Consider the following 20,339-nt stretch of genomic DNA (forward strand, 5'->3'; position numbering starts at 1 on the left):
AGAATGATGCTTGGGGTTTTTAAAAAAAATAAAACAAACACCAGTATAATCGAATTAAGTAAAGGCCAACAAATCATATTTAACGTGCCTGCCAATTCTGAACTAAAAACTCAAATGGACATGCTACATATTTCAAAGGAAGATTTACAAATTGTGAAAGTATTACAGCCATTTATTTATGAGGAAATAGATTGGATAACAGAAAAATTCTACACCAACATCACAAAACAACCTAATTTAATTGCTGTTATTGAACGCTACAGCTCTATTCCAAAATTAAAACAAACTTTAAAGACACATATTAAAGAATTGTTCAGCGGGAATATGAATGAAGATTTTATTGAACAACGTGTTAGAATTGCGAAAAGGCACGTACAAATTGGTTTACATAGAAAATGGTATACTGCTGCTTATCAAGAATTATTCCGCTCCGTCATGAAGATTTTGCAAACGAAAATTTCAACGATAGACGACTTTTCATATTCTATAAATGTAATAAATAAATTATTCACATTAGAACAAGAACTTGTTATTGCAGCTTACGAATCCGAATATGAAAGAATTCAAAAAGAACATGAAAAAGAAAAAGAACTGACCGCTATGACGATTACACATATTGCAACAGAACTAGCGGCAGTGTCTGAAAAAACAAGCTCTTCTATTCAACAATTAACATCTAAATCAGAAAATATCGTAGGAATTGCAAAAACAGGTACATCATTAGCTACGACATCAGAAGAAAAGGCCAACAAAGGAAAAGAACAATTAAACCTGCAAAACAAACGAATGGAAAGCATTCAAACAAATATGGAAACTATTATTACTGATACTCGTGAACTTCTTGATATTTCTAACAAAATTAACGAAATCATTGATATTGTAAAATCAATCGCCGAGCAAACAAATTTACTAGCATTAAATGCCGCTATTGAATCTGCACGTGCTGGCGAATTTGGTAAAGGTTTTTCAGTCGTAGCGGGAGAAATCCGAAAATTATCAGAGCAAACGAAAGAATCCATATTCAACGTTACAAAACTCGTTGAAAAAACTAATGAACAAATTATACACGTCTCTTCTTCCGTGGAACAAATTAGCTTTCTCGTATCTGAAGGGACTGATAGTATGCATGCGACAGATCAATATTTCCAAGAAATAGTAAAAGATATGTCTAACTCTAAAGAACAAAATAAAAAAATTGAAAATGAATTAGAAACTATTTCACAAGTAATGAAGAGTATTCAAGACGATTCCTCGAAAATGGCCTTAACAGCGGATAGTTTACAACTAGAACTAAACCGGTAAGGCAAATCGATACAAGGTGGAGATTCTTCATCTCCACCTTGTATTCATCCTTATCATCCATCTACAAAAAAAGAATCCAAAATGGATTCTTTTATTTTCTGAAAAATATTTTTTGGCAATAAAAATAACTCATATAAACACCGAAGCTCTGTAAAATAAACAAAGCTGGCATAATAATATTATAATATGCCATATCTACTTGAAAGAGCCTTAACAATACATATCCGGTAATTAATAATACAAACAACATATATCCTTCGTTTTGCTGTTTCTTAATTAGAAAATGTAATAAAGCTATGGCCATAAATAGTGTCACCACTATATATATAAGCTTTTCACATTTAAAAATAATAGAATTTATTCCCTCATCTGAAAACTGGTTAATAACTGGTTTTAACAGTTTAAATCTTTCAACTTCTATTTCTTTTAACTCTTGATCAATGTGCTCTTTTACACTTTGATTTTTGGATGTTTTTTCTTCATTTTGACTTTTCCCAATTAAAACAGATTGAACATAAGTCTGATTAGAAATCGTATACTGTGACATTCCCATCATCTTGATACCATAGCTCACACCAAAATGAGTACTATAAAACAGAATAAGTATTCCTATCATTTTTAATAGTAATTTTTGTTTCGTTGCTGATTGAAATAATTCAATTAACAGCACATATACAGCTATACAGATAGGTAAAAATAACCCCATTGGGAAAATCATATTGCTAAGCGCAAATAAAATGGCTGAAATTACCCACGTATAAGGATGATCTAATCCCTTATATAAAAATATGTAACAAGCACAATAAAATAAAAATATTGCGAGTGATTCCGCCGTTAATACAGAACTCATAAATATATTTGGAATATATAAAGCGTAAAATATTGATGCAATACGACCACACTCTTCTCCAAAGACCATTGACGCAATGCGATAAATGAAAAATGCAGTTCCTGTACAAAATAAAATATTAAATAGTTGTAAAGCGAATACCGTATCACCAAATATACGAATGATGACCGATTCATAAATAATAAAAGGTAACTGTGCTATATTCTCTATATTATTGCCAATTGCAATCTGCTTTGCAGACTCATACATAGCCTTCATATCACCTATCATTGGACTATCTACAAATAGAACTGTGATAAGTCTTACAACTATAGACATGCTTATAAGAAAAATAAGAAATTGTTTATCTGTAAAACGATATTGCAAAATTGATGCTACTAACAAAATAAGAATAACAAAAATCACTAATACGATTGTTATACTTGTTGTACTTCCTCCAAAAAATTGCTTACTTGTTTCAAAAGCCGACCAACAACTATAGACAAAAAATGCGAGCATCGCACCAATCATTATTTTACTAAAGAAAGAAGAAAAATTTGTTTGTATATGATTCATATGTCCATTGCACCTCTATTTCCATTCATAACAAAACGATTCTATCATGAATAGGCACAAGGTTAATAGGGAATTTCTATGACAAATATATGGTCATTACTTTTTCACTTGCAATGTAAGCGAATCCTCTTTTACACTACATTTTATATACGATAAATTTTCTTTCAGTTACATGAATACAAATACAGAAATTTCAATAAAGTGAAACTTTAATCCGCGGGGGTTTTGTTCATCCTCCACTGACTATTATCCCGCAAATAGCGGGATAATCCTCTTTTGGAACACTTTACTTCATTAAATATCTAATATGAGTACTCCACTTACACATGTCACTCTGATTGAAAACAGAAAATAGGGGCTGAATATATGGAAAAGAAATTCATGCGAGAATCAAAAGCAATTAAAACAACACGTGTTTTTCCTAACGATTTAAATAATCACCAAACACTTTTCGGGGGGAAATTATTAGCAGAAATTGATAGTATCGCTTCAATTGCAGCTGCAAGACACAGCCGCAAACATTGCGTAACAGCATCTATCGATTCCGTTGATTTTTTAACTCCAATTCACCAAGCGGATTCTGTTTGTTATGAAGCATTCGTATGTTATACAGGAAAGTCTTCAATGGAAGTTTTCGTAAAAGTAATCGCAGAGGATCTACTAGCAGGCGAGCGTAGAATGGCCGCAACGTGTTTCATTACATTTGTTGCATTAAAAGACGGAAAACCTTCATCTGTACCACAAGTAATTCCTGAAACAGAGGAAGAACATTGGCTACATACAACTGGTTCAGAGCGTGCAGAAAATAGAAAAAAAGGGCGTTTGAAGAGTAAAGAAATGGCTGAAGTATTAACTTTAAGTAAGCCTTGGAATATGTAACATTAGGATTTTATCTTATACATGCACAGGTTTTTTCTTCCTTGCATGTATTTTTTATTATAATAAAGTGTTGCCTTAGCATTTTTATTCGATGCCTATTCCCTAAAATCACCCATCAGCTTTTCCTTTATTTTGTTATACTATTAATGGTATATTAAATAATGTTCGTTTAAAAATAACCATAATATGATTAAGTATATAAGGGATGGTGCGGTAATGTCTATTGAGGTACCAATTTCAATACCAAAAACGTTAATTATTATTCCAGCGTATAACGAGGAAGAAGCAATTGCAGATACATTAACAAGATTATTAGAACTAAAACAGCATTTTACAGCATTAAGCATTTGCGTTATTAATGATGGATCAAAAGATAAAACAGCTCAAATCGTAAAAGATTTCCCTGTTCATCTTGTTAATTTACCATATAATCTAGGCATTGGTTCAGCTGTACAAACTGGATATAAATACGCTTATGAAAACGGATATGATATTGCGATTCAGTTCGATGCTGATGGACAACATAATCCTGATGATTTATACAAAATTATACAGCCTATCGCCGAGGATCAATGCGATATGGTGCTGGGTTCACGTTTTACAGAAAAAACAGCATATAAAGGTAGTATTTCCCGAAGAATCGGTATTTTTTATTTTACTGCTCTATTGAAAGTACTAACAAAACAAACATTTATGGATCCAACTTCTGGGTATCGTGCTATCAATCGAGAAGTAATTAAGATTTTTGCACACAATTATCCAAAAGATTATCCAGAACCAGAAGTCCTTATTCATTTAAAAAAGAAAAAACTTCGCATTAATGAAATATCTGTAAATATGCAAGAGCGACAAGGTGGACAATCTTCCATCACTCCCCTTAAATCTGCATATTACATGGTTAAGGTGAGTCTTGCTATATTGATGCAAAAAATCGTGAAAGGTTGATAATGAATGCATATAATTACCTTTTCATTTATCTTTATTTTATTACTATTCTTCTTAATTATTAATTCCATTCGTCGTGGGACTTTAGAAACAAAATATGCTATTTTATGGATTTTTGTTTGTATTGCAATGGCTATTTTAAGTTCTACGGATAAAATTATAAATTGGATTGGAAAACTATTAAAAGTAGAATATCCTCCGTCCATTTTATTCTTATTCGGACTATTATTCTGTTTTATCTTAATTTTTGACCTGACGAGAAAAATCTCCAAATTACACCATCAACTTGTAACATTAACGCAAGATTATGCATTATTAAAACAAAAATTAAAGATAACAGATAAAGAATAACTTTCTAACTAAATACTAATATATAAAAGCTCCTGAATTTTGCTTGAAAAATTCAGGAGCTTTTATCATTTCAAATTATTTCTTTCTAATTATACGAGATACCACAATAGAAAGTTGATTTACAAAGTTTATATGCGTTAAACTTATACAGATGTTCTTGTAGTCTTCTTCCTTTCAAAAGGCTTGTATATATGGTACAAAACATAAAAAATTTGAGGAGATAAAAACTCTATGATAGAACAAAAACAACTCGTTTCCGTTGTCATACCTCTGTATAATACGGAAAAATATATTGAAGAAACGATGCAATCAATACTAGATCAAACATATAAAAACATTGAAATTGTAATTGTAGATGATGGAAGCAAAGATCAATCACCTTCCATCGTAAAAAATCTTGTACAAAAGTACCCAGGACAAATAAAATACGTCCCTCAAGAAAATCAAGGTGTTTCTGTTGCTCGTAATACAGGAATTGAAAATGCTAGCGGAGAATATGTTGCTTTTCTTGATAGTGATGATTTATGGCATCCAACAAAAATCGAAAAACAAGTTGAAAGCATGCATAAAAACAACATGAACGCTTGTTATTGTGGCTATATGAACTTTTACGAAGAGACTGGTGAAAAAGTTGAGCATACGACAAACTTTATTAAAGGTGATATGACACAGGCTTTCTTAACGCATCAAGTTGTTGCGCAAACAAGTACTTGGATTTTCAAAAGATCTATCGTGATGGATCATAACATTCGTTTCACACCAGGGTGTAGCTGGGGAGAAGATTTAGAATTTCTATTTAAATTAATGAGCGTTACAAATGTATGCTATGTAAATGAATATTTAACATATTATCGAATCTTATCAGAAGGAAATCTTTCTTCAAAGTATAAAGATTATGAATTAAAAACAACAAAAGAATTAGAAGTATTTAATCGAATGAAGGATTGGGTTCATAATAAATCAAAAGACTTGATCGTGAATGATTCTACAGAACTTATTGAAATCCTTGAAACTTATCTATTCCCATATACAGTCATTAACAATGCTTGTATATACATTAAAGGAAGCTCTAAGTTAGATAAATCACAAGTTCAATTAATCAAGGGCGATATAAATAAATATTGTCGCAAAATTTATTCAAAAAATGGAAAACGAAGCAAAAAGCTATACGCGATGCTTTGGTTTGTACGAATAAAGTTTATGTTTTCTTAAATAAAGAATACGCTTTTAAACATACTTTCCGTAAACAAATCAAATTTACAAATAGGACGAAGTGCGTCCTGAAAAATAGAAAGGTCTTGTTCCATGAAAACAAATAAAATCCTTAAAAACGCCTCCTACCTATTTGTAGGAAATATTACTGTTCGATTTGTACTTGCTATTGCGACGATTTTCTTTGCAAGATATGTTTCACCAAAAGATTATGGGATGTTTACAACTGCTTTAGCAGTTTCCGCTGTTATTTGTTATTTTACAGATGCAGGTTTGACACATACATTTATGCGTGAAGGAACGAGAAGCAACGCTAACATTAGCGTACTAATTAGTAGTTATTTACGTATTCGTTTAGTATTAGCTATCGTAATTTCTGTGCTCTTCGCTATTTTCGCTCAGTTCTTCTATCCTGATGCTTACTTACGTGCGATGGTATATTGGGTTGTACTGCCGACAATGTTTGGAGCAACTTTACAAGGTGTTGGGATGGCTTACTTCCAAGTAACAGAACGCATGCAATTTACAGCGATTATTTCTGTAATACAAGGTGTAACAGCCGCAGCTGCTCTTCTACTAGGAATGTCCTTTAAATGGTCACTTATGATGGTTGCTGCCATGTACGGGATATCTAGTCTCGTAACAGGACTCATCGCCTTTATAATGGTAATTCGCCATACAACAGTTCATAAGGGCTGGGATAAAGGTATTTTAGATCAATTGCTCATTTTCACAATCAATGGCATTATCATTATGCTCTTACCACAGTTAGGGCCCATTATATTAGAAAAAGTTTCAACGTATGAGCAAGTTGGATTCTTTGGAGCTGCTTCTAAAATACCTGCTGTCCTTTATCAAATACCTGGTGTAATTGCAGCAGCTTTTTATCCAAAATTATTTGCTTTTGGAAATGAAAAGAATATTGATGAACATAGAAAACTATCTCAGTTCGAATTAAAACTTATGTCTTTCTTAGGAATGGGAATCTCCATTCCATTTATCGCTGATCCAAGCTTTTGGATTGTTACTTTATTAGGTGAAAAATATGCACCAGCCGGTGATGCTCTTGCAATTTTAGCATTTATGGTCATTTTACAATCTATCAACTATCCACTTGCTGATAATTTAACAACTATTGGTCAACAGTGGAAGCGTGCGACAACGATGGGAATTGGATTAGCTGTCGCTATCGTAAGTTACATCGTATTAGGTAGCCAATTTGGAATGATGGGAGCTGCGGTAGCTGCTATCATTACTGAGGTTACTTTATTAATCGGATTTACTTTATTCGTTCGTAAAGGATTTACATTACTATTCAAAGGGATTGCATTTAATACACTAGCATTTATAATCAGTTACGCCCTATACCGCACAGTATTAATTAACTTACCACCACTGGTAGCCCTAACACTTACTGGTATATTGTACGGTATTATTGGCCTTGCAATTGATCCACAAATACGCGGGTTAATTTTAGGATTTGTAAATAAAAAATTAGTTCGTAAAAACGCTTAAAAGCCAAAAGCTTTTCCTATTAAGAATGGAAAAGCTTTTGGCTTTTTATATACTATCATTTACAGAACATAAACTCTGAAGACTGCACTTCATTATTCTCGACTTTTCAGTAGTTAAAAAATGCTATATATTCCATGTCAAATTGACTTACTTTCTGAGAATGCTTTATACTAAATTACAAGTAAACTATGAAATTCACTGCTTGTAAAATATATATGATACAACAAAAATATATATTTTTTTATACTAAAACTAAAAAACACACCTTTATAATCGGTGTGTTTTTATATGTAACAACTTTCAAAGGAGGATTATAAATTTTTATGAGCATTAAGCCGGACAATAAGATTTTCTCAAAGAAAACTATAATGATTATTCCGATATTATTATTGTGTGCTTTTGCTTTTCATTATTTCTTTTTAACATCTAATCAAATCTTTTCTGGTACAGGTGATGCATTAAGCCAATTTGGCTTCTTTACATTTCTCCTGCAACATGCCTTTAAAGATGGTAATCTTTTTTGGTCTTTTGATTATGGATTAGGTGGAGATTTATTTGGAGAGTTTAGTTATTATTACAGTACAGCGCCGTTCTTCTGGATTACGCTGTTACTTCCTAAATTAAATATTGAACAAATCTATGATATGAAATTATACATGAGTATTTTAAAAAACTTTTTAGCTATGTTATTCATGTATGGTTCTTTACGTTATCATAATAAAACAGTTTTCTCATCTTTTATTGCTGCTATTATGTATGGTGGATGTATTACTTTTATGCGCCATTCATTACTTTGGGATTTCATGGCTGATGCCATCGTATTTTTACCATTAGTAATATGGGGACTTGATAAATATATTATAGAAAAGAAACGTGGACTTTTCCTAGTAGCTGCTACTTTAATGTTAGCATCGAACTTTTATTTTGCTTTTATCACAAGTATTTTCATTTTCATTTATGCATTTTTCCAATACTTTGCCACACAGCAAAATAAAACAATCGTCTCTTTTCTAGCTTATTATATTAAAATTGGATTATTATACGGTCTATCACTTGGCTTGGCTGCAGTTTGCTTTATTCCATCAGTCAATGCGGTATTTAGTGCGGATCGGTTAACGAAGAAATTTGATATACCTTTATTCTTTGAAGATAAATTTTATAAAGATTTAATGGAAACTATCTTCTTCGTATATGATGCTGAAAATCATCAATTAGCTTTACCAGCTTTAATTTTATTCCTAATCATATTTGGAATGTTTATACGTGATAAACTTGTTAAAAATAAAGTACTCTTTACATTTTTCATGTTCATTCTGTTTATGCTTCCTTATACATACTCTGTATTTAATGGTTTCTCAGCAATGCAATATAGATGGCTTTATTTATTTGTATTTGTAATTGCTCAAACTATAGCATACATCTTAGATTGGATGATTGTTCATAAGAAAGAACATAAATTACCTTATATAATGAGTTCATTAGTATCAATAGGATTATTCATTTATGCATTTTATAGAAAAGTAAATATAAATGTAAGTGATAAACCTTTACAGGCAGTTGACAATATTTTAATCGGAACTATCGTTCTTTCTGTCATTACAGTATGTTTATGGCGTTATCTTTCTAAACCTTTCATACAATTTTTAGTTGTAGTGAACGTACTCGTTAGTACAATTTCCATGAATTACATGTATGCTAATAATATACTTAGTACAGTTTTCGGACAAAGCAATGCTACAAAAGAAGCTTTACATGTATCTGGCTATGATAACAAAGATGAGATTGCTGCCATTCGTTATATACAAGAATATGATAAAGACTTTTATCGTATTCTTAACCCAGGTAGCGCCCATAACACACCAATGCTACAAGGTTATCATGGTACAAGTACGTACCAAAGCTTGATTAATTATTATGTTCATGACTTTATGAAAAATAAATACAACGTATTCCAAGGGTTCGACACTCCTTCGATGTTCTTCCAAGTTGATAGTCGACTACTACTTGAAAATATGTTAGGTATAAAATATCGCGTACTAAGCGCTGATACAGATCAAAAAAATATCCCATATGGATATAAACTATTAAAACAAGTAGGACCCTATAATATTTACAAAAATGACTATGCTTTACCGTTAGGGTATGTATATGATTCTAGTATAAGTGAAGAAGAATTTTCTAAATTAAACTTCGCTCAGCGTGACCAATTATTATTACATGCTGTAGTCGTTAATAATGGAAAAGACTTTTCATTAACTCATTTTGATAAAAAGAACCTTAATTCAAAAGCGGTACCTATCAAAATGGAAAAAGTACAACTAGAAAATATGGAAAAAGAGAATAATAAACTCATTGTCCATGGCAATGGACATATGATCGTACCTATAAATTATCCTAATACTCCTGGAGATTTAATTGTAGAATTAAAGATACAAAATAAAGGTTCATTCCATGCAGTAGTTAACGGGAAAGATATGGGGAAAGGTGAAGACACTGGTGCATACTCATATCCTTTAGAAAGATTTGTTTATAATTTAGGTAAAGACGATCGTCCAGACCAACTAACTATTTCTATTGATGCACCAGGTGAATACGAACTTGAAGACTTACAAGCAAATATCGTAAATTACGAAGGTGTACAAAAAGAAACAGAAAAACTAACTGAAAATAGACTTCAAAATATTTATTATAAAAACAACTATTTAAAAGGTGAAATTAACTCAAAAAAAGATGGATTACTATATTTATCTGTTCCATATAGTAAAGGTTGGACTATAAAAGTTGATGGAAAAGAAACAGAATTCACGAAAGCAAATTCTGCCTTTATTGGTGTCCCGATTACAAAAGGAGCACATGTAATCGAAATGACTTATGTTACACCTTACTTTAAATTAGGTATGATTATATCAATTATTTCACTAATTATTTGTGTAGCCTTACTAGTCTTTACAAATCAAAAAGGACGCCGAAAATTACCTTTTAAAAAGCAGCAATGAGCAATCAATAAATCATGAAGCTATCCAAAGCGGATAGCTTCATAAAAAATATTAAATAACGTTTTAACTATTATAAACAAGGAGGGTCAAAAATGACTCTTTCAATAATCGTACCATGCTACAATGAAGAAAAGATGCTTCGAGCCTTTTATTCAGAGACTTCTCTAGAAATTCATAAATTAACTACCGATTATGAATTTGTTTTTGTAAATGATGGTAGTAAAGATGATACATTAAATATTCTACGTGATTTGGCAAATTCAGATTCAGCTGTTCATTATATATCATTTAGTCGGAATTTCGGCAAAGAAGCCGCTATGTTAGCTGGTTTAAAATACGCTACAGGTGATGCAGTTGTTATTATGGACGCCGATTTGCAACATCCTCCTACACTAATAAAAGAAATGTTAGAAGGATATAACGAAGGTTACGACCAAGTTATTGCAAAAAGAACAAGAACAGGTGATTCACCCGTTCGCTCTTTCGTTTCTCGTCTATACTATAGAGTGATGAATAAGTTTGTAGATATTGAACTAGTAGACGGCATTGGAGATTTTAGACTTTTAAGTAGAAGAGCTGTTGATTCTCTATTATCTTTAAGCGAATACAATCGCTTCTCAAAAGGTTTATTCTCCTGGATTGGATTTAATGAACTAATTATTGGATATGAAAATGTATTACGTTCTGATGGAGAAAGTAAGTGGACTTTTTCTAAATTGTTAAATTACGGAATTGATGGTGTTATCTCATTCAATAATAAACCATTAAGACTATCTATATATCTTGGATTATTAACAACTATTTTAGGGGTTTTATACGTAATTACTACATTTATTCAAATTATTGTTGGTGGTGTTGAAGTCCCCGGATACTTCACTTTAATTTCTGCTATATTATTTATTGGTGGTATTCAACTCATTTTCCTAGGTGTTATGGGTGAATACATCGGTCGCATTTATTATGAAACGAAACGTAGACCACATTTTATTGTAGCTGAAAAGAAGGTTAGTGAAGTCAAACAAAAAGCGTAATATAAAAAAAGTTATTTCTATCTACAGAAATAACTTTTTTTATATACTAACATTTACACACCTTTATTTTGCATAGATATAATCGTTTCCTTTAGCCCATTATAATAAGAAGTTTTTGGTATATTCCCAATACACCTCTCATATTTCTCTCCGCTTAATACAACAGGATTTTCTGTCAAATATAGCATTTCCACAAATTCTTTCATCTGCTTATCAAATAGTCCAATTAAATTTATCATACCTTTTTTTACTGTCATTACTGGTTTTGTATATCCCGTTAATTCTTGTATATGTTGAATCATCTCTTCACCTGTAATGACACCACAACCCGGTATGTTCCAATTTTGTCCATAGGCCTCATCACGTAAAGCTAATTCAACCATTGCTTTTGCACCGTCTGGTGTGAAAATATATTCACGAGCAATCTTTTTATCTCCAACAAAGCTTGATAACTTATTTGCAAGTACCCCATTTAAAGTATGATGAACAAGTGTACTTTCTGCATTTGGACCATAAAAATCAGGGAAATGTGCAATAAACATTTGTACACGAGCCTGTTTTGCCATCATTTCTAGCTGTAACCGAATTTTCCCTTTCTTCGTATGTGGTGCCTTTTTAACTTCTTCCACTACAGGTTCTTCCCCTTGCCTCCCATACGCATAAATATTATCAACTATCCCTAACTTACTGTCGTAATACATTGCTACTTCTAATATATTTTTTAATAATTTTGGTTGCTTCTTCTCCCAATCTGAATATGGAATGTTTACAGCATGAAATATAATATCAACGCCTTTCGCAGCTTCCATTATATCCTCCTGTATAAATACATCTCCCGCTACAACTTTCACATTTTCTTCTCCAGAAAATAATATCTCTAATTTCTCTTTATTCCTCGCAAAGGCCACTACATGAATTCCTCTGCTACATAATTCTTTTACAATTGCATACCCCATTGATCCAGATGCTCCTAGCACTAAAGCTTTTTTCATTATATATCCCCCCTAAATTAATTAACCGCTGTTCAATTAATATTAAAAAGAAAATCACTTACATAAGAAGTGATTTTGAAATAAACTCCACGTGTACTTTAGCTAATCCTTTTACTTCTTCAAATGTTTGATCATTCCCACAATAGTGTGCCACAAACCCATGTAATGATAGAAAAACAGACCATATTGTCATTACATTTACCTTCTCATTACACAAAGAAGATACAACAGTAGCAAATTTTTCGTAACTAACATTTGGGCCATCTGCTAAACATTCTTTTAACTCATCATCTCTAATTAAAAACATGATTTCATAATGACTTTGATTTTGCAAACCAAATTCAATAAAACCAAATAAAACAGCTTTCAATTGTTCCTCTTGTGGTAAATTTTGATCATTAATCTTATCTAATTTTTGATTTAGCAATTGAAAATCTTGCTCTACCATCGCATAGAAAAGCTCTGCTTTATTTTTAAAATGATAATAGATGGCACCATGGCTATATCCTATTTCTGTTGCAATTTTACGCATTGAAGTATGCTGATAACCTAATTTTATAAATAAGTCTCTTGCTACATTCATAATCATTTCTCTCGTTAATTCTTGTTTAACTGCCCTTCTTGGCGACATTTTTCATACCTCACAATTTAATTGACCACTGTTCAATTAATATTATAACCTTTCCCCAAAAAAATACAATGAGTTTCTTACAAAAAGATACATTTTGAAAGGATAGCATTATACTCAATAATTTAGTATCATGATTCAAGGTACTATTTCAAGTTGGACGGAGGATACTATGAGCTTATTAACAGTAGAAAAACTAGGCCATACATTTGGCGATCGCACATTATTTAAAGATGTATCCATGCGTTTACTAGCAGGAGAACATGTCGGATTAGTCGGTGCAAACGGTGTTGGTAAATCAACATTTATGAATATTATTACTGGTCAACTTATCCATGATGAAGGCCGTGTAGAATGGACACCTGGTACAAATTACGGTTACTTAGACCAGCATACAATTTTAACACCTGGTCGCACAATTCGTGATGTATTAGCTGACGCGTTTTTACCTTTATTTGAAAAAGAAAAAGCTTTAAATGAAGTTGCAGAAAAAATGGGAACTGCAACACCTGAAGAATTAGAGGCACTTCTTGAGGAGATGGCGGAAATACAAGATGCTCTCGAAGCAGGTGGTTTCTATTTACTAGATATGAAAATTGAAGAGGCAGCAAGAGGTCTTGGAATTGATGCAATCGGTTTAGATCGTGATGTTTCAGCACTAAGTGGTGGACAACGTACAAAAGTATTACTTGCAAAGCTATTACTTGAACAACCAGAAGTGTTATTACTCGATGAGCCTACCAACTATCTAGACGTTGAACATATTCATTGGTTAACGAATTATTTAAAAGAATATCCACATGCATTCTTATTAATTTCCCATGATACGGAATTTATGAACAAATGCGTTGATGTTATTTTCCATCTAGAATTTACAAAAATGACGCGCTATACAGCGACATACGAAAAATTCCTAGAGTTAGCCGAAATTAATAAAAATCAACATATAAATGCTTATGAAAAACAGAAAGAGTTTATTAAAAAGCAGGAAGACTTTATTGCAAAGAACAAAGCTCGTTATTCAACGACAGGTCGTGCAAAAAGTCGTCAAAAACAACTTGATCGCATGGAGCGTATTGATCGCCCAGAAACAGCAATTAAGCCAGAATTCTCATTTAAAGAGTGTCGTGCAAGTAGCCGTTTCGTCTTTGAAGGCGAAGATGTAGAAATCGGATATACACATCCATTACTACCAAAGCTATCAATGACAATTGAACGCGGTGAGAAAATTGCTATCGTTGGATGTAACGGTGTTGGTAAATCAACATTACTAAAAACAATTTTAGGCAAGATTAAACCATTAAAAGGTAAAACAAGCCTTGGTGATTTCCTAGAGCCAGCATACTTCGAACAGGAAGTAAAAGCTGATAACATAACACCAATTGATGACGTTTGGAACACATTCCCTAGCATGGACCAACATCAAATTCGTGCAATGTTAGCGAAATGCGGATTAAAAAATGAACATATCTCTCGCCCACTAAATCAATTAAGTGGTGGCGAACAAGCAAAAGTACGTTTATGTAAGCTAATGGGTGAAGAAAGTAACTGGCTACTATTCGATGAGCCAACAAACCATCTTGATGTTAAGGCAAAAGAAGAACTCCAAAAAGCCCTGAAAGCGTATAAGGGAACAATCCTTCTTGTATGTCACGAACCAGACTTTTATGAAGGCTGGATAACAAAGATTTGGAATGTTGAAGAATGGTCACAAAATAATTCTTGATTATAATAAAAATCCTTGCGTCCTGTTCTATATGCAAGGATTTTTATTATTATGTTATTTTTATCTTATAGTATGCCGTAAGCCTTAATCGAAACTCATTTAAACCAGGATATACCGCTAAATTAGCAAGCATACCTCTAATCACTGGAATCCTTGGATTTTGCAATCTCATTTCTGCTTCTAAAACATCTAAAGTCACAAGTAACTCATCATTTTCTAATTGATCGGCTAATGTTCGTTTAAATACAATAATTTCACTTAAAAAATGTTCCTTCACCTGTTCCTTAATAAGCTCGGAACTGCAAAGAAATTCTCCAAGTCTCTCTTCATGTAGAACAGGTTCCTCCGAAGATTCTAGAAGACCCTCTACTAAATTGTCTATCCTTTTTAAAATAAAAGCTGAGACATAGGACAAATCAATTTTTGGCGCATTTAAAATAATTAATTCTAAATACCCACGGCATATCCCTTCCACCATAATTACTAGATCTAACAAGTATGGAATAACCTTTTCACCATAAATGGATAGTAAGCTATTTCGATAAAATGCATGAGACTCTAATTTCATCCGCATCATAAATTCTTCTACTTCTTTATTAAATGGAATCGCATTTTCTCTCGCATGCATAATAATAAATTCCTTATGCTTCTGTACATCAGTAAACTGGCAACACAATTGTTTTTCAAATTTTTCACGTGGCAATAAAGATTCTCTATCAATATCCAGCATTTTCTTTTGGATTTTGTCATAATAATATCGAAGTGTCGCTAATAACAACTCATCTTTCGATTTAAAATATAAATAAAAAGCCCCCTTAGATATGCCACAAGCTGTCACAATTTCTTGTACTGATGTCGCATTGACACCCTTAGTCGCAAATAACTTCATAGCCGATTCTATAATTAAACGCTCTTTTTCTTTCATATCTTCTCTCCTAAACTTAATCTCGCATCTTATGTAAATTCAAACTTGATTTCATTCCACATTAACAGAAAATAAGACTTCTTCCCTAAAATTTAATGGAGTAAATGGTTTATATAGAAGCCTTTCCATCTGTAAAAATCAATAATCAGTAAGGAATAGGAAACCGACTACTTACAGTTTGATTTTATTATACCATCTCTTTTTATTGACGACTGACCAATCAGTCAGTTATATTATGTATTAGACTGACCAGTTGGTCAATATATATTGAAAAGGAGCGCAAACATGAACAAAATCATCAATTTCTCGTTGAAAAATAAGTTCGCGGTTTGGCTACTAACCATTATTGTTACCATTGCAGGTATTTATTCTGGCCTTAATATGAAGCTGGAAACAATTCCTGATATTACAACGCCTATTGTAACAGTAACTACGGTTTATCCTGGTGCTACACCAGCAGAAGTAGCTGATAAAGTTTCAAAACCGATGGAAGAGCAACTACAAAATTTAAGTGGTGTAAACGTTGTTAGTTCGGCCTCTTATCAAAATGCATCCTCTATTCAAGTAGAGTATGATTTTAATAAAAATATGGAAAAAGCTGAAACAGAAATTAAAGAAGCGCTCACGAATGTAAAACTGCCGGAAGGTGTAAAAGATCCAAAAGTTTCACGAGTGAACTTCAACGCCTTCCCTGTTATTTCATTAAGCGTAGCAAGTAAAGATGAATCTTTAGCTACCTTAACTGAAAATGTTGAAAAAAATGTTGTTCCAGGATTAAAAGGACTTGATGGTGTCGCATCTGTTCAAATCACAGGTCAACAAGTAGATGAAGTACAACTTGTCTTCAAGAAGGATAAGATGAAAGAATTAGGTTTAAGTGAAGATACTGTAAAAAACATTATTAAAGGTTCGGACGTATCTTTACCACTTGGCTTATATACATTTAAAGATACGGAAAAATCAGTTGTTGTTGACGGTAATATTACAACAATTAAAGCATTAAAAGAATTAAAAATCCCAGCTATCCCTTCATCACCGAATGGTCAAGGCAATCAAAACACTGGTGCTGGAGCACAAACACCACAGATGAATCCAGCTGCTATGAATGGTATACCAACGGTTACATTAGAAGAAATTGCTGATATTAAAGAAGTCGGGAAAGCAGAGTCTATTTCTCGAACAAATGGGAAAGAAGCAATCGGAATTCAAATTGTGAAGGCTGCTGATGCGAATACAGTTGATGTTGTAAATGCAGTTAAAGATAAAGTAAAAGACCTTGAGAAAAAATATAAAGACTTAGAGATTATTTCAACCTTTGACCAAGGTGCACCTATTGAGAAATCAGTCGAAACAATGCTTAGCAAAGCAATCTTTGGTGCTATCTTTGCGATTGTTATCATTATGTTGTTCCTACGAAACATTCGAACAACACTAATCTCTGTCGTTTCTATACCACTTTCTTTATTAATTGCAGTTCTAGTCATAAAACAAATGGATATTACCCTTAACATTATGACACTTGGAGCAATGACAGTCGCTATCGGACGTGTCGTCGATGACTCCATTGTTGTTATTGAAAATATTTATCGACGTATGTCGTTATCAGAAGAAAAATTACGTGGAAAAGATTTAATTCGTGAAGCTACGAAAGAAATGTTTATCCCAATTATGTCTTCTACAATTGTAACAATCGCTGTATTCTTACCTCTTGGGCTTGTAAAAGGTATGATTGGTGAAATGTTCTTACCATTTGCTTTAACAATTGTTTTTGCCCTACTCGCTTCCTTACTTGTGGCAGTTACAATTGTACCGATGCTAGCACATTCCTTATTCAAGAAGGAAAGCATGAGAGAAAAAGAAGTACATCATGAGGAAAAACCAAGCAAACTAGCAAACGGATATAAACGTATACTTGAATGGGCGTTAAACCATAAAATTATTACATCAAGTATCGCTGTCCTTCTATTAGTTGGTAGTCTTGCACTTGTGCCAATTATCGGTGTAAGCTTCTTACCATCTGAAGAAGAAAAAATGATCATTGCAACATACAATCCTGAGCCAGGTCAAACATTAGAAGACGTTGAAAAAATCGCAACGAAAGCTGAGAAGCATTTCCAAGATAAAAAAGACGTCAAAACAATTCAATTCTCATTAGGTGGCGAAAACCCAATGAGCCCTGGTCAATCAAATCAAGCAATGTTCTTCGTTCAATATGATAACGATACGAAAAACTTTGAAAAAGAGAAAGAACAAGTCGTTAAAGATTTACAAAAGATGTCTGGAAAAGGTGAATGGAAAAACCAAGATTTCGGAGCAAGTGGCGGTAGTAACGAAATTAAGCTATACGTTTATGGAGATAGCTCTGAAGAAATTAAGCCTGTCGTGAAAGACATTCAAAATATCATGAAGAAAAATAAAGATTTAAAAGACGTAGACTCTAGTGTTGCAAAAACATATGCAGAATATACTTTAGTCGCTGATCAAGAAAAGTTAAGTAAAATGGGGCTAACTGCTGCTCAAATTGGAATGGGACTTTCGAATCAACATGATCGCCCTGTTCTAACAACAATTAAAAAAGACAGTAAAGATATAAATGTATATGTAGAAACTGAAAAACAAAACTATGAAACGATCGATGACTTAACAAATCGTAAAATTACAACGCCACTTGGTAATGAAGTTGCTGTTAAAGATGTTATGACTGTAAAAGAAGGTGAAACTTCTAACACAGTAACACATCGTGATGGCCGTGTTTATGCGGCGGTTAGTGCGAAATTAGCATCTGATGATGTTTCAAAAGCATCTGCCGCTGTTCAAAAAGAAGTAGATAAAATGGATCTTCCTTCTGGTGTAGACGTTTCTATGGGCGGTGTTACACAAGATATTCAAGAATCATTCAAACAACTTGGCTTAGCGATGTTAGCTGCGATTGCCATTGTATACTTCGTTCTTGTTATTACATTTGGCGGTGCCCTTGCACCATTCGCAATTTTATTCTCACTACCATTCACAATCATTGGTGCACTTGTTGCCTTATTAATCTCTGGCGAAACGTTAAGTGTATCTGCGATGATTGGGGCTCTTATGCTAATTGGTATCGTTGTAACGAACGCAATCGTGCTCATTGACCGTGTTATTCATAAAGAAAATGACGGCCTATCAACACGTGAAGCATTATTAGAAGCTGGTGCAACACGCCTGCGTCCTATCTTAATGACTGCAATTGCAACAATCGGGGCTCTTATCCCGCTTGCATTAGGATTTGAAGGTAGCGGCTTAATTTCTAAAGGACTTGGCGTAACAGTAATTGGTGGATTAACAAGTTCAACGTTATTAACACTTCTTATTGTTCCAATCGTTTATGAAGTACTAAGCAAATTTAAAAAGAAAAAAGCAAAATAAAAAAATAACCTCGCTGACTGCGAGGTTATTTTTTATTTCCAAACAAGATTAGAAAATCACCATATCCTTCTTTTTCTAAATCTTCTTTTTGAATAAAGCGTAGCGCTGCTGAATTAATACAATAACGAAGGCCGTTTGGTCCTGGACCGTCTGGAAATACATGCCCTAGATGTGAATCTCCTTCCTTACTTCTCACTTCCGTACGCGTCATATTATGGCTAACATCCATTTTTTCTTTCACACTAGCTGACATAACTGGTTTCGTAAAACTCGGCCATCCACAGCCGCTATCGAACTTATCGAAAGAAGTAAATAATGGATCCCCCGAAATAATATCTACATAAAGCCCTTCTTCTTTATGATTCCAATATTCATTTTGAAAGGGCGGTTCAGTTCCATTTTCCTGTGTTACATAAAACTGCATCTCGTTTAATCTTTCTTTTAAATGAGCATTATTCTTTGGCCAATGTTGTTTAATAAAAGCATCTCGCCCTGATCCTTTACGGTATAACTCATAGCGGAACGTGTTTTTCTTATGATAGCCTTGATGATATTCTTCAGCCAGATAAAACGTAGTAGCTGGCAATATTTTTGTAGCAACCGGCTTCGAAAAACGTCCACTCTTCTCAAGCTCTTCTTTTGAAATCTCTGCCTTTTTATGTTGTTCTTCATTATGATAAAAAATCACTGTTTCATAAGACTGTCCACGATCGTGGAATTGTCCCTCCATATCAGTCGGGTCAATTTGTTTCCAATATATATTTAACAACTCTTCATACGGCATTTTATTTGCATCAAATGTAATTTGTACTGCTTCATAATGCCCAGTTGTTTCCGAGCACACTTCTTTATAAGTTGGATTCTCTTTATAGCCACCTGTATAGCCTGAAACAACCTGTATAATCCCTTCCATCTCTTCAAACGGCGAAACCATGCACCAGAAACACCCACCAGCAAATGTAGCTAATTCCTTCTTTTCATTTATAGCCATTATTTCACCCCAATTGTATATTCTTCTTACAGTATGGCA

The 20,339-nt window shown here is 33.0% G+C and carries 15 protein-coding genes and 2 pseudogenes; 11 read left to right on the plus strand and 6 right to left on the minus strand.

Annotated features, from left to right (window positions below; genetic code table 11):
* Nucleotides 1–120 precede the first annotated feature (120 nt).
* Nucleotides 121–498, plus strand: a pseudogene (locus tag MKX77_RS30740) (protoglobin family protein); the annotation flags it as partial.
* On the plus strand, nt 496–1,302 hold the full coding sequence (locus MKX77_RS30745; RefSeq protein WP_435868550.1) for a methyl-accepting chemotaxis protein: 807 nt from the start codon (nt 496–498) through the stop codon (nt 1,300–1,302). The pseudogene MKX77_RS30740 and the gene MKX77_RS30745, both read left to right, overlap by 3 nt.
* A gap of 91 nt (nt 1,303–1,393) precedes the next feature.
* On the opposite strand, the gene MKX77_RS26315 is transcribed toward MKX77_RS30745, so the two are convergent.
* Nucleotides 1,394–2,707 carry an ArnT family glycosyltransferase gene (locus MKX77_RS26315; RefSeq protein ID WP_341308214.1) on the minus strand — a complete coding sequence of 438 codons (1,314 nt, stop codon included), beginning with the start codon at nt 2,705–2,707 and terminating at the stop codon, nt 1,394–1,396.
* Between the two features lie 366 nt (nt 2,708–3,073).
* On the opposite strand from MKX77_RS26315, the gene MKX77_RS26320 reads away from it, so the two are divergent.
* The 7 genes from MKX77_RS26320 to MKX77_RS26350 all read left to right on the plus strand — a co-directional run bounded on the left by MKX77_RS26320 (nt 3,074) and on the right by MKX77_RS26350 (nt 11,636).
* Nucleotides 3,074–3,586, plus strand: a complete 513-nt coding sequence (locus MKX77_RS26320) for an acyl-CoA thioesterase (RefSeq protein WP_000412118.1) — start codon at nt 3,074–3,076, stop codon at nt 3,584–3,586.
* Between the two features lie 216 nt (nt 3,587–3,802).
* Nucleotides 3,803–4,531 (plus strand): glycosyltransferase family 2 protein, encoded by a 729-nt coding sequence (locus MKX77_RS26325; protein WP_000021472.1) that lies wholly within the window; start codon nt 3,803–3,805, stop codon nt 4,529–4,531.
* Between the two features lie 6 nt (nt 4,532–4,537).
* The gene (locus tag MKX77_RS26330) at nt 4,538–4,882 is read left to right on the plus strand and encodes a DUF2304 domain-containing protein (RefSeq protein WP_002174456.1); all 345 of its coding nucleotides are present in this window, start codon (nt 4,538–4,540) and stop codon (nt 4,880–4,882) included.
* Between the two features lie 231 nt (nt 4,883–5,113).
* Nucleotides 5,114–6,094 (plus strand): glycosyltransferase family 2 protein, encoded by a 981-nt coding sequence (locus tag MKX77_RS26335; protein WP_341308215.1) that lies wholly within the window; start codon nt 5,114–5,116, stop codon nt 6,092–6,094.
* Between the two features lie 93 nt (nt 6,095–6,187).
* Nucleotides 6,188–7,609: a flippase gene (locus MKX77_RS26340; RefSeq protein WP_215554881.1), complete on the plus strand. Its 1,422-nt coding sequence runs from the start codon at nt 6,188–6,190 to the stop codon at nt 7,607–7,609.
* Between the two features lie 323 nt (nt 7,610–7,932).
* Nucleotides 7,933–10,605 carry a YfhO family protein gene (locus MKX77_RS26345; protein ID WP_341308216.1) on the plus strand — a complete coding sequence of 891 codons (2,673 nt, stop codon included), beginning with the start codon at nt 7,933–7,935 and terminating at the stop codon, nt 10,603–10,605.
* A 92-nt stretch (nt 10,606–10,697) separates the two neighbouring features.
* On the plus strand, nt 10,698–11,636 hold the full coding sequence (locus MKX77_RS26350; RefSeq protein ID WP_215554883.1) for a glycosyltransferase family 2 protein: 939 nt from the start codon (nt 10,698–10,700) through the stop codon (nt 11,634–11,636).
* A 53-nt stretch (nt 11,637–11,689) separates the two neighbouring features.
* Here the strand turns inward: MKX77_RS26350 and MKX77_RS26355 are convergent, their stop codons facing one another.
* Nucleotides 11,690–12,628: an SDR family NAD(P)-dependent oxidoreductase gene (locus MKX77_RS26355; protein ID WP_215554884.1), complete on the minus strand. Its 939-nt coding sequence runs from the start codon at nt 12,626–12,628 to the stop codon at nt 11,690–11,692.
* 58 nt (nt 12,629–12,686) lie between these two features.
* Complete coding sequence (locus tag MKX77_RS26360) at nt 12,687–13,259, minus strand: TetR/AcrR family transcriptional regulator (protein WP_341308217.1); 573 nt, start codon at nt 13,257–13,259, stop codon at nt 12,687–12,689.
* 169 nt (nt 13,260–13,428) lie between these two features.
* Here MKX77_RS26360 and MKX77_RS26365 point away from each other — a divergent pair, with 169 nt between their 5' ends.
* A complete protein-coding gene (locus MKX77_RS26365; RefSeq protein WP_341308218.1) occupies nt 13,429–14,982 on the plus strand; it encodes an ABC-F family ATP-binding cassette domain-containing protein in 1,554 nt (517 codons plus the stop codon).
* A gap of 49 nt (nt 14,983–15,031) precedes the next feature.
* Here MKX77_RS26365 and MKX77_RS26370 read toward each other — a convergent pair whose 3' ends face one another.
* Nucleotides 15,032–15,907 carry a TetR/AcrR family transcriptional regulator gene (locus tag MKX77_RS26370; RefSeq protein ID WP_341308219.1) on the minus strand — a complete coding sequence of 292 codons (876 nt, stop codon included), beginning with the start codon at nt 15,905–15,907 and terminating at the stop codon, nt 15,032–15,034.
* 285 nt (nt 15,908–16,192) lie between these two features.
* On the opposite strand from MKX77_RS26370, the gene MKX77_RS26375 reads away from it, so the two are divergent.
* The gene (locus tag MKX77_RS26375) at nt 16,193–19,309 is read left to right on the plus strand and encodes an efflux RND transporter permease subunit (RefSeq protein WP_341308220.1); all 3,117 of its coding nucleotides are present in this window, start codon (nt 16,193–16,195) and stop codon (nt 19,307–19,309) included.
* A gap of 25 nt (nt 19,310–19,334) precedes the next feature.
* On the opposite strand, the gene msrB is transcribed toward MKX77_RS26375, so the two are convergent.
* Both msrB and msrA read right to left on the minus strand, forming a co-directional pair.
* Nucleotides 19,335–19,787 (minus strand): peptide-methionine (R)-S-oxide reductase MsrB, encoded by a 453-nt coding sequence (gene msrB / locus MKX77_RS30750; protein WP_435868551.1) that lies wholly within the window; start codon nt 19,785–19,787, stop codon nt 19,335–19,337.
* Between the two features lie 45 nt (nt 19,788–19,832).
* A pseudogene (msrA, locus tag MKX77_RS30755) lies at nt 19,833–20,300 on the minus strand (peptide-methionine (S)-S-oxide reductase MsrA); the annotation flags it as partial.
* Between the last annotated feature and the right edge of the window lie 39 nt (nt 20,301–20,339).

Source organism: Bacillus sp. FSL R9-9410 (assembly GCF_038050385.1).
Lineage (GTDB): Bacteria > Bacillota > Bacilli > Bacillales > Bacillaceae_G > Bacillus_A > Bacillus_A cereus_U.

Coding starts and splice junctions, on each gene's coding strand:
- MKX77_RS26315 (WP_341308214.1), bottom strand. CDS start 2,707: ATGAATCATATACAAACAAATTTTTCTTCTTTCTTTAGTAAAATAATG.
- MKX77_RS26320 (WP_000412118.1), top strand. CDS start 3,074: ATGGAAAAGAAATTCATGCGAGAATCAAAAGCAATTAAAACAACACGT.
- MKX77_RS26325 (WP_000021472.1), top strand. CDS start 3,803: ATGTCTATTGAGGTACCAATTTCAATACCAAAAACGTTAATTATTATT.
- MKX77_RS26330 (WP_002174456.1), top strand. CDS start 4,538: ATGCATATAATTACCTTTTCATTTATCTTTATTTTATTACTATTCTTC.
- MKX77_RS26335 (WP_341308215.1), top strand. CDS start 5,114: ATGATAGAACAAAAACAACTCGTTTCCGTTGTCATACCTCTGTATAAT.
- MKX77_RS26340 (WP_215554881.1), top strand. CDS start 6,188: ATGAAAACAAATAAAATCCTTAAAAACGCCTCCTACCTATTTGTAGGA.
- MKX77_RS26345 (WP_341308216.1), top strand. CDS start 7,933: ATGAGCATTAAGCCGGACAATAAGATTTTCTCAAAGAAAACTATAATG.
- MKX77_RS26350 (WP_215554883.1), top strand. CDS start 10,698: ATGACTCTTTCAATAATCGTACCATGCTACAATGAAGAAAAGATGCTT.
- MKX77_RS26355 (WP_215554884.1), bottom strand. CDS start 12,628: ATGAAAAAAGCTTTAGTGCTAGGAGCATCTGGATCAATGGGGTATGCA.
- MKX77_RS26360 (WP_341308217.1), bottom strand. CDS start 13,259: ATGTCGCCAAGAAGGGCAGTTAAACAAGAATTAACGAGAGAAATGATT.
- MKX77_RS26365 (WP_341308218.1), top strand. CDS start 13,429: ATGAGCTTATTAACAGTAGAAAAACTAGGCCATACATTTGGCGATCGC.
- MKX77_RS26370 (WP_341308219.1), bottom strand. CDS start 15,907: ATGAAAGAAAAAGAGCGTTTAATTATAGAATCGGCTATGAAGTTATTT.
- MKX77_RS26375 (WP_341308220.1), top strand. CDS start 16,193: ATGAACAAAATCATCAATTTCTCGTTGAAAAATAAGTTCGCGGTTTGG.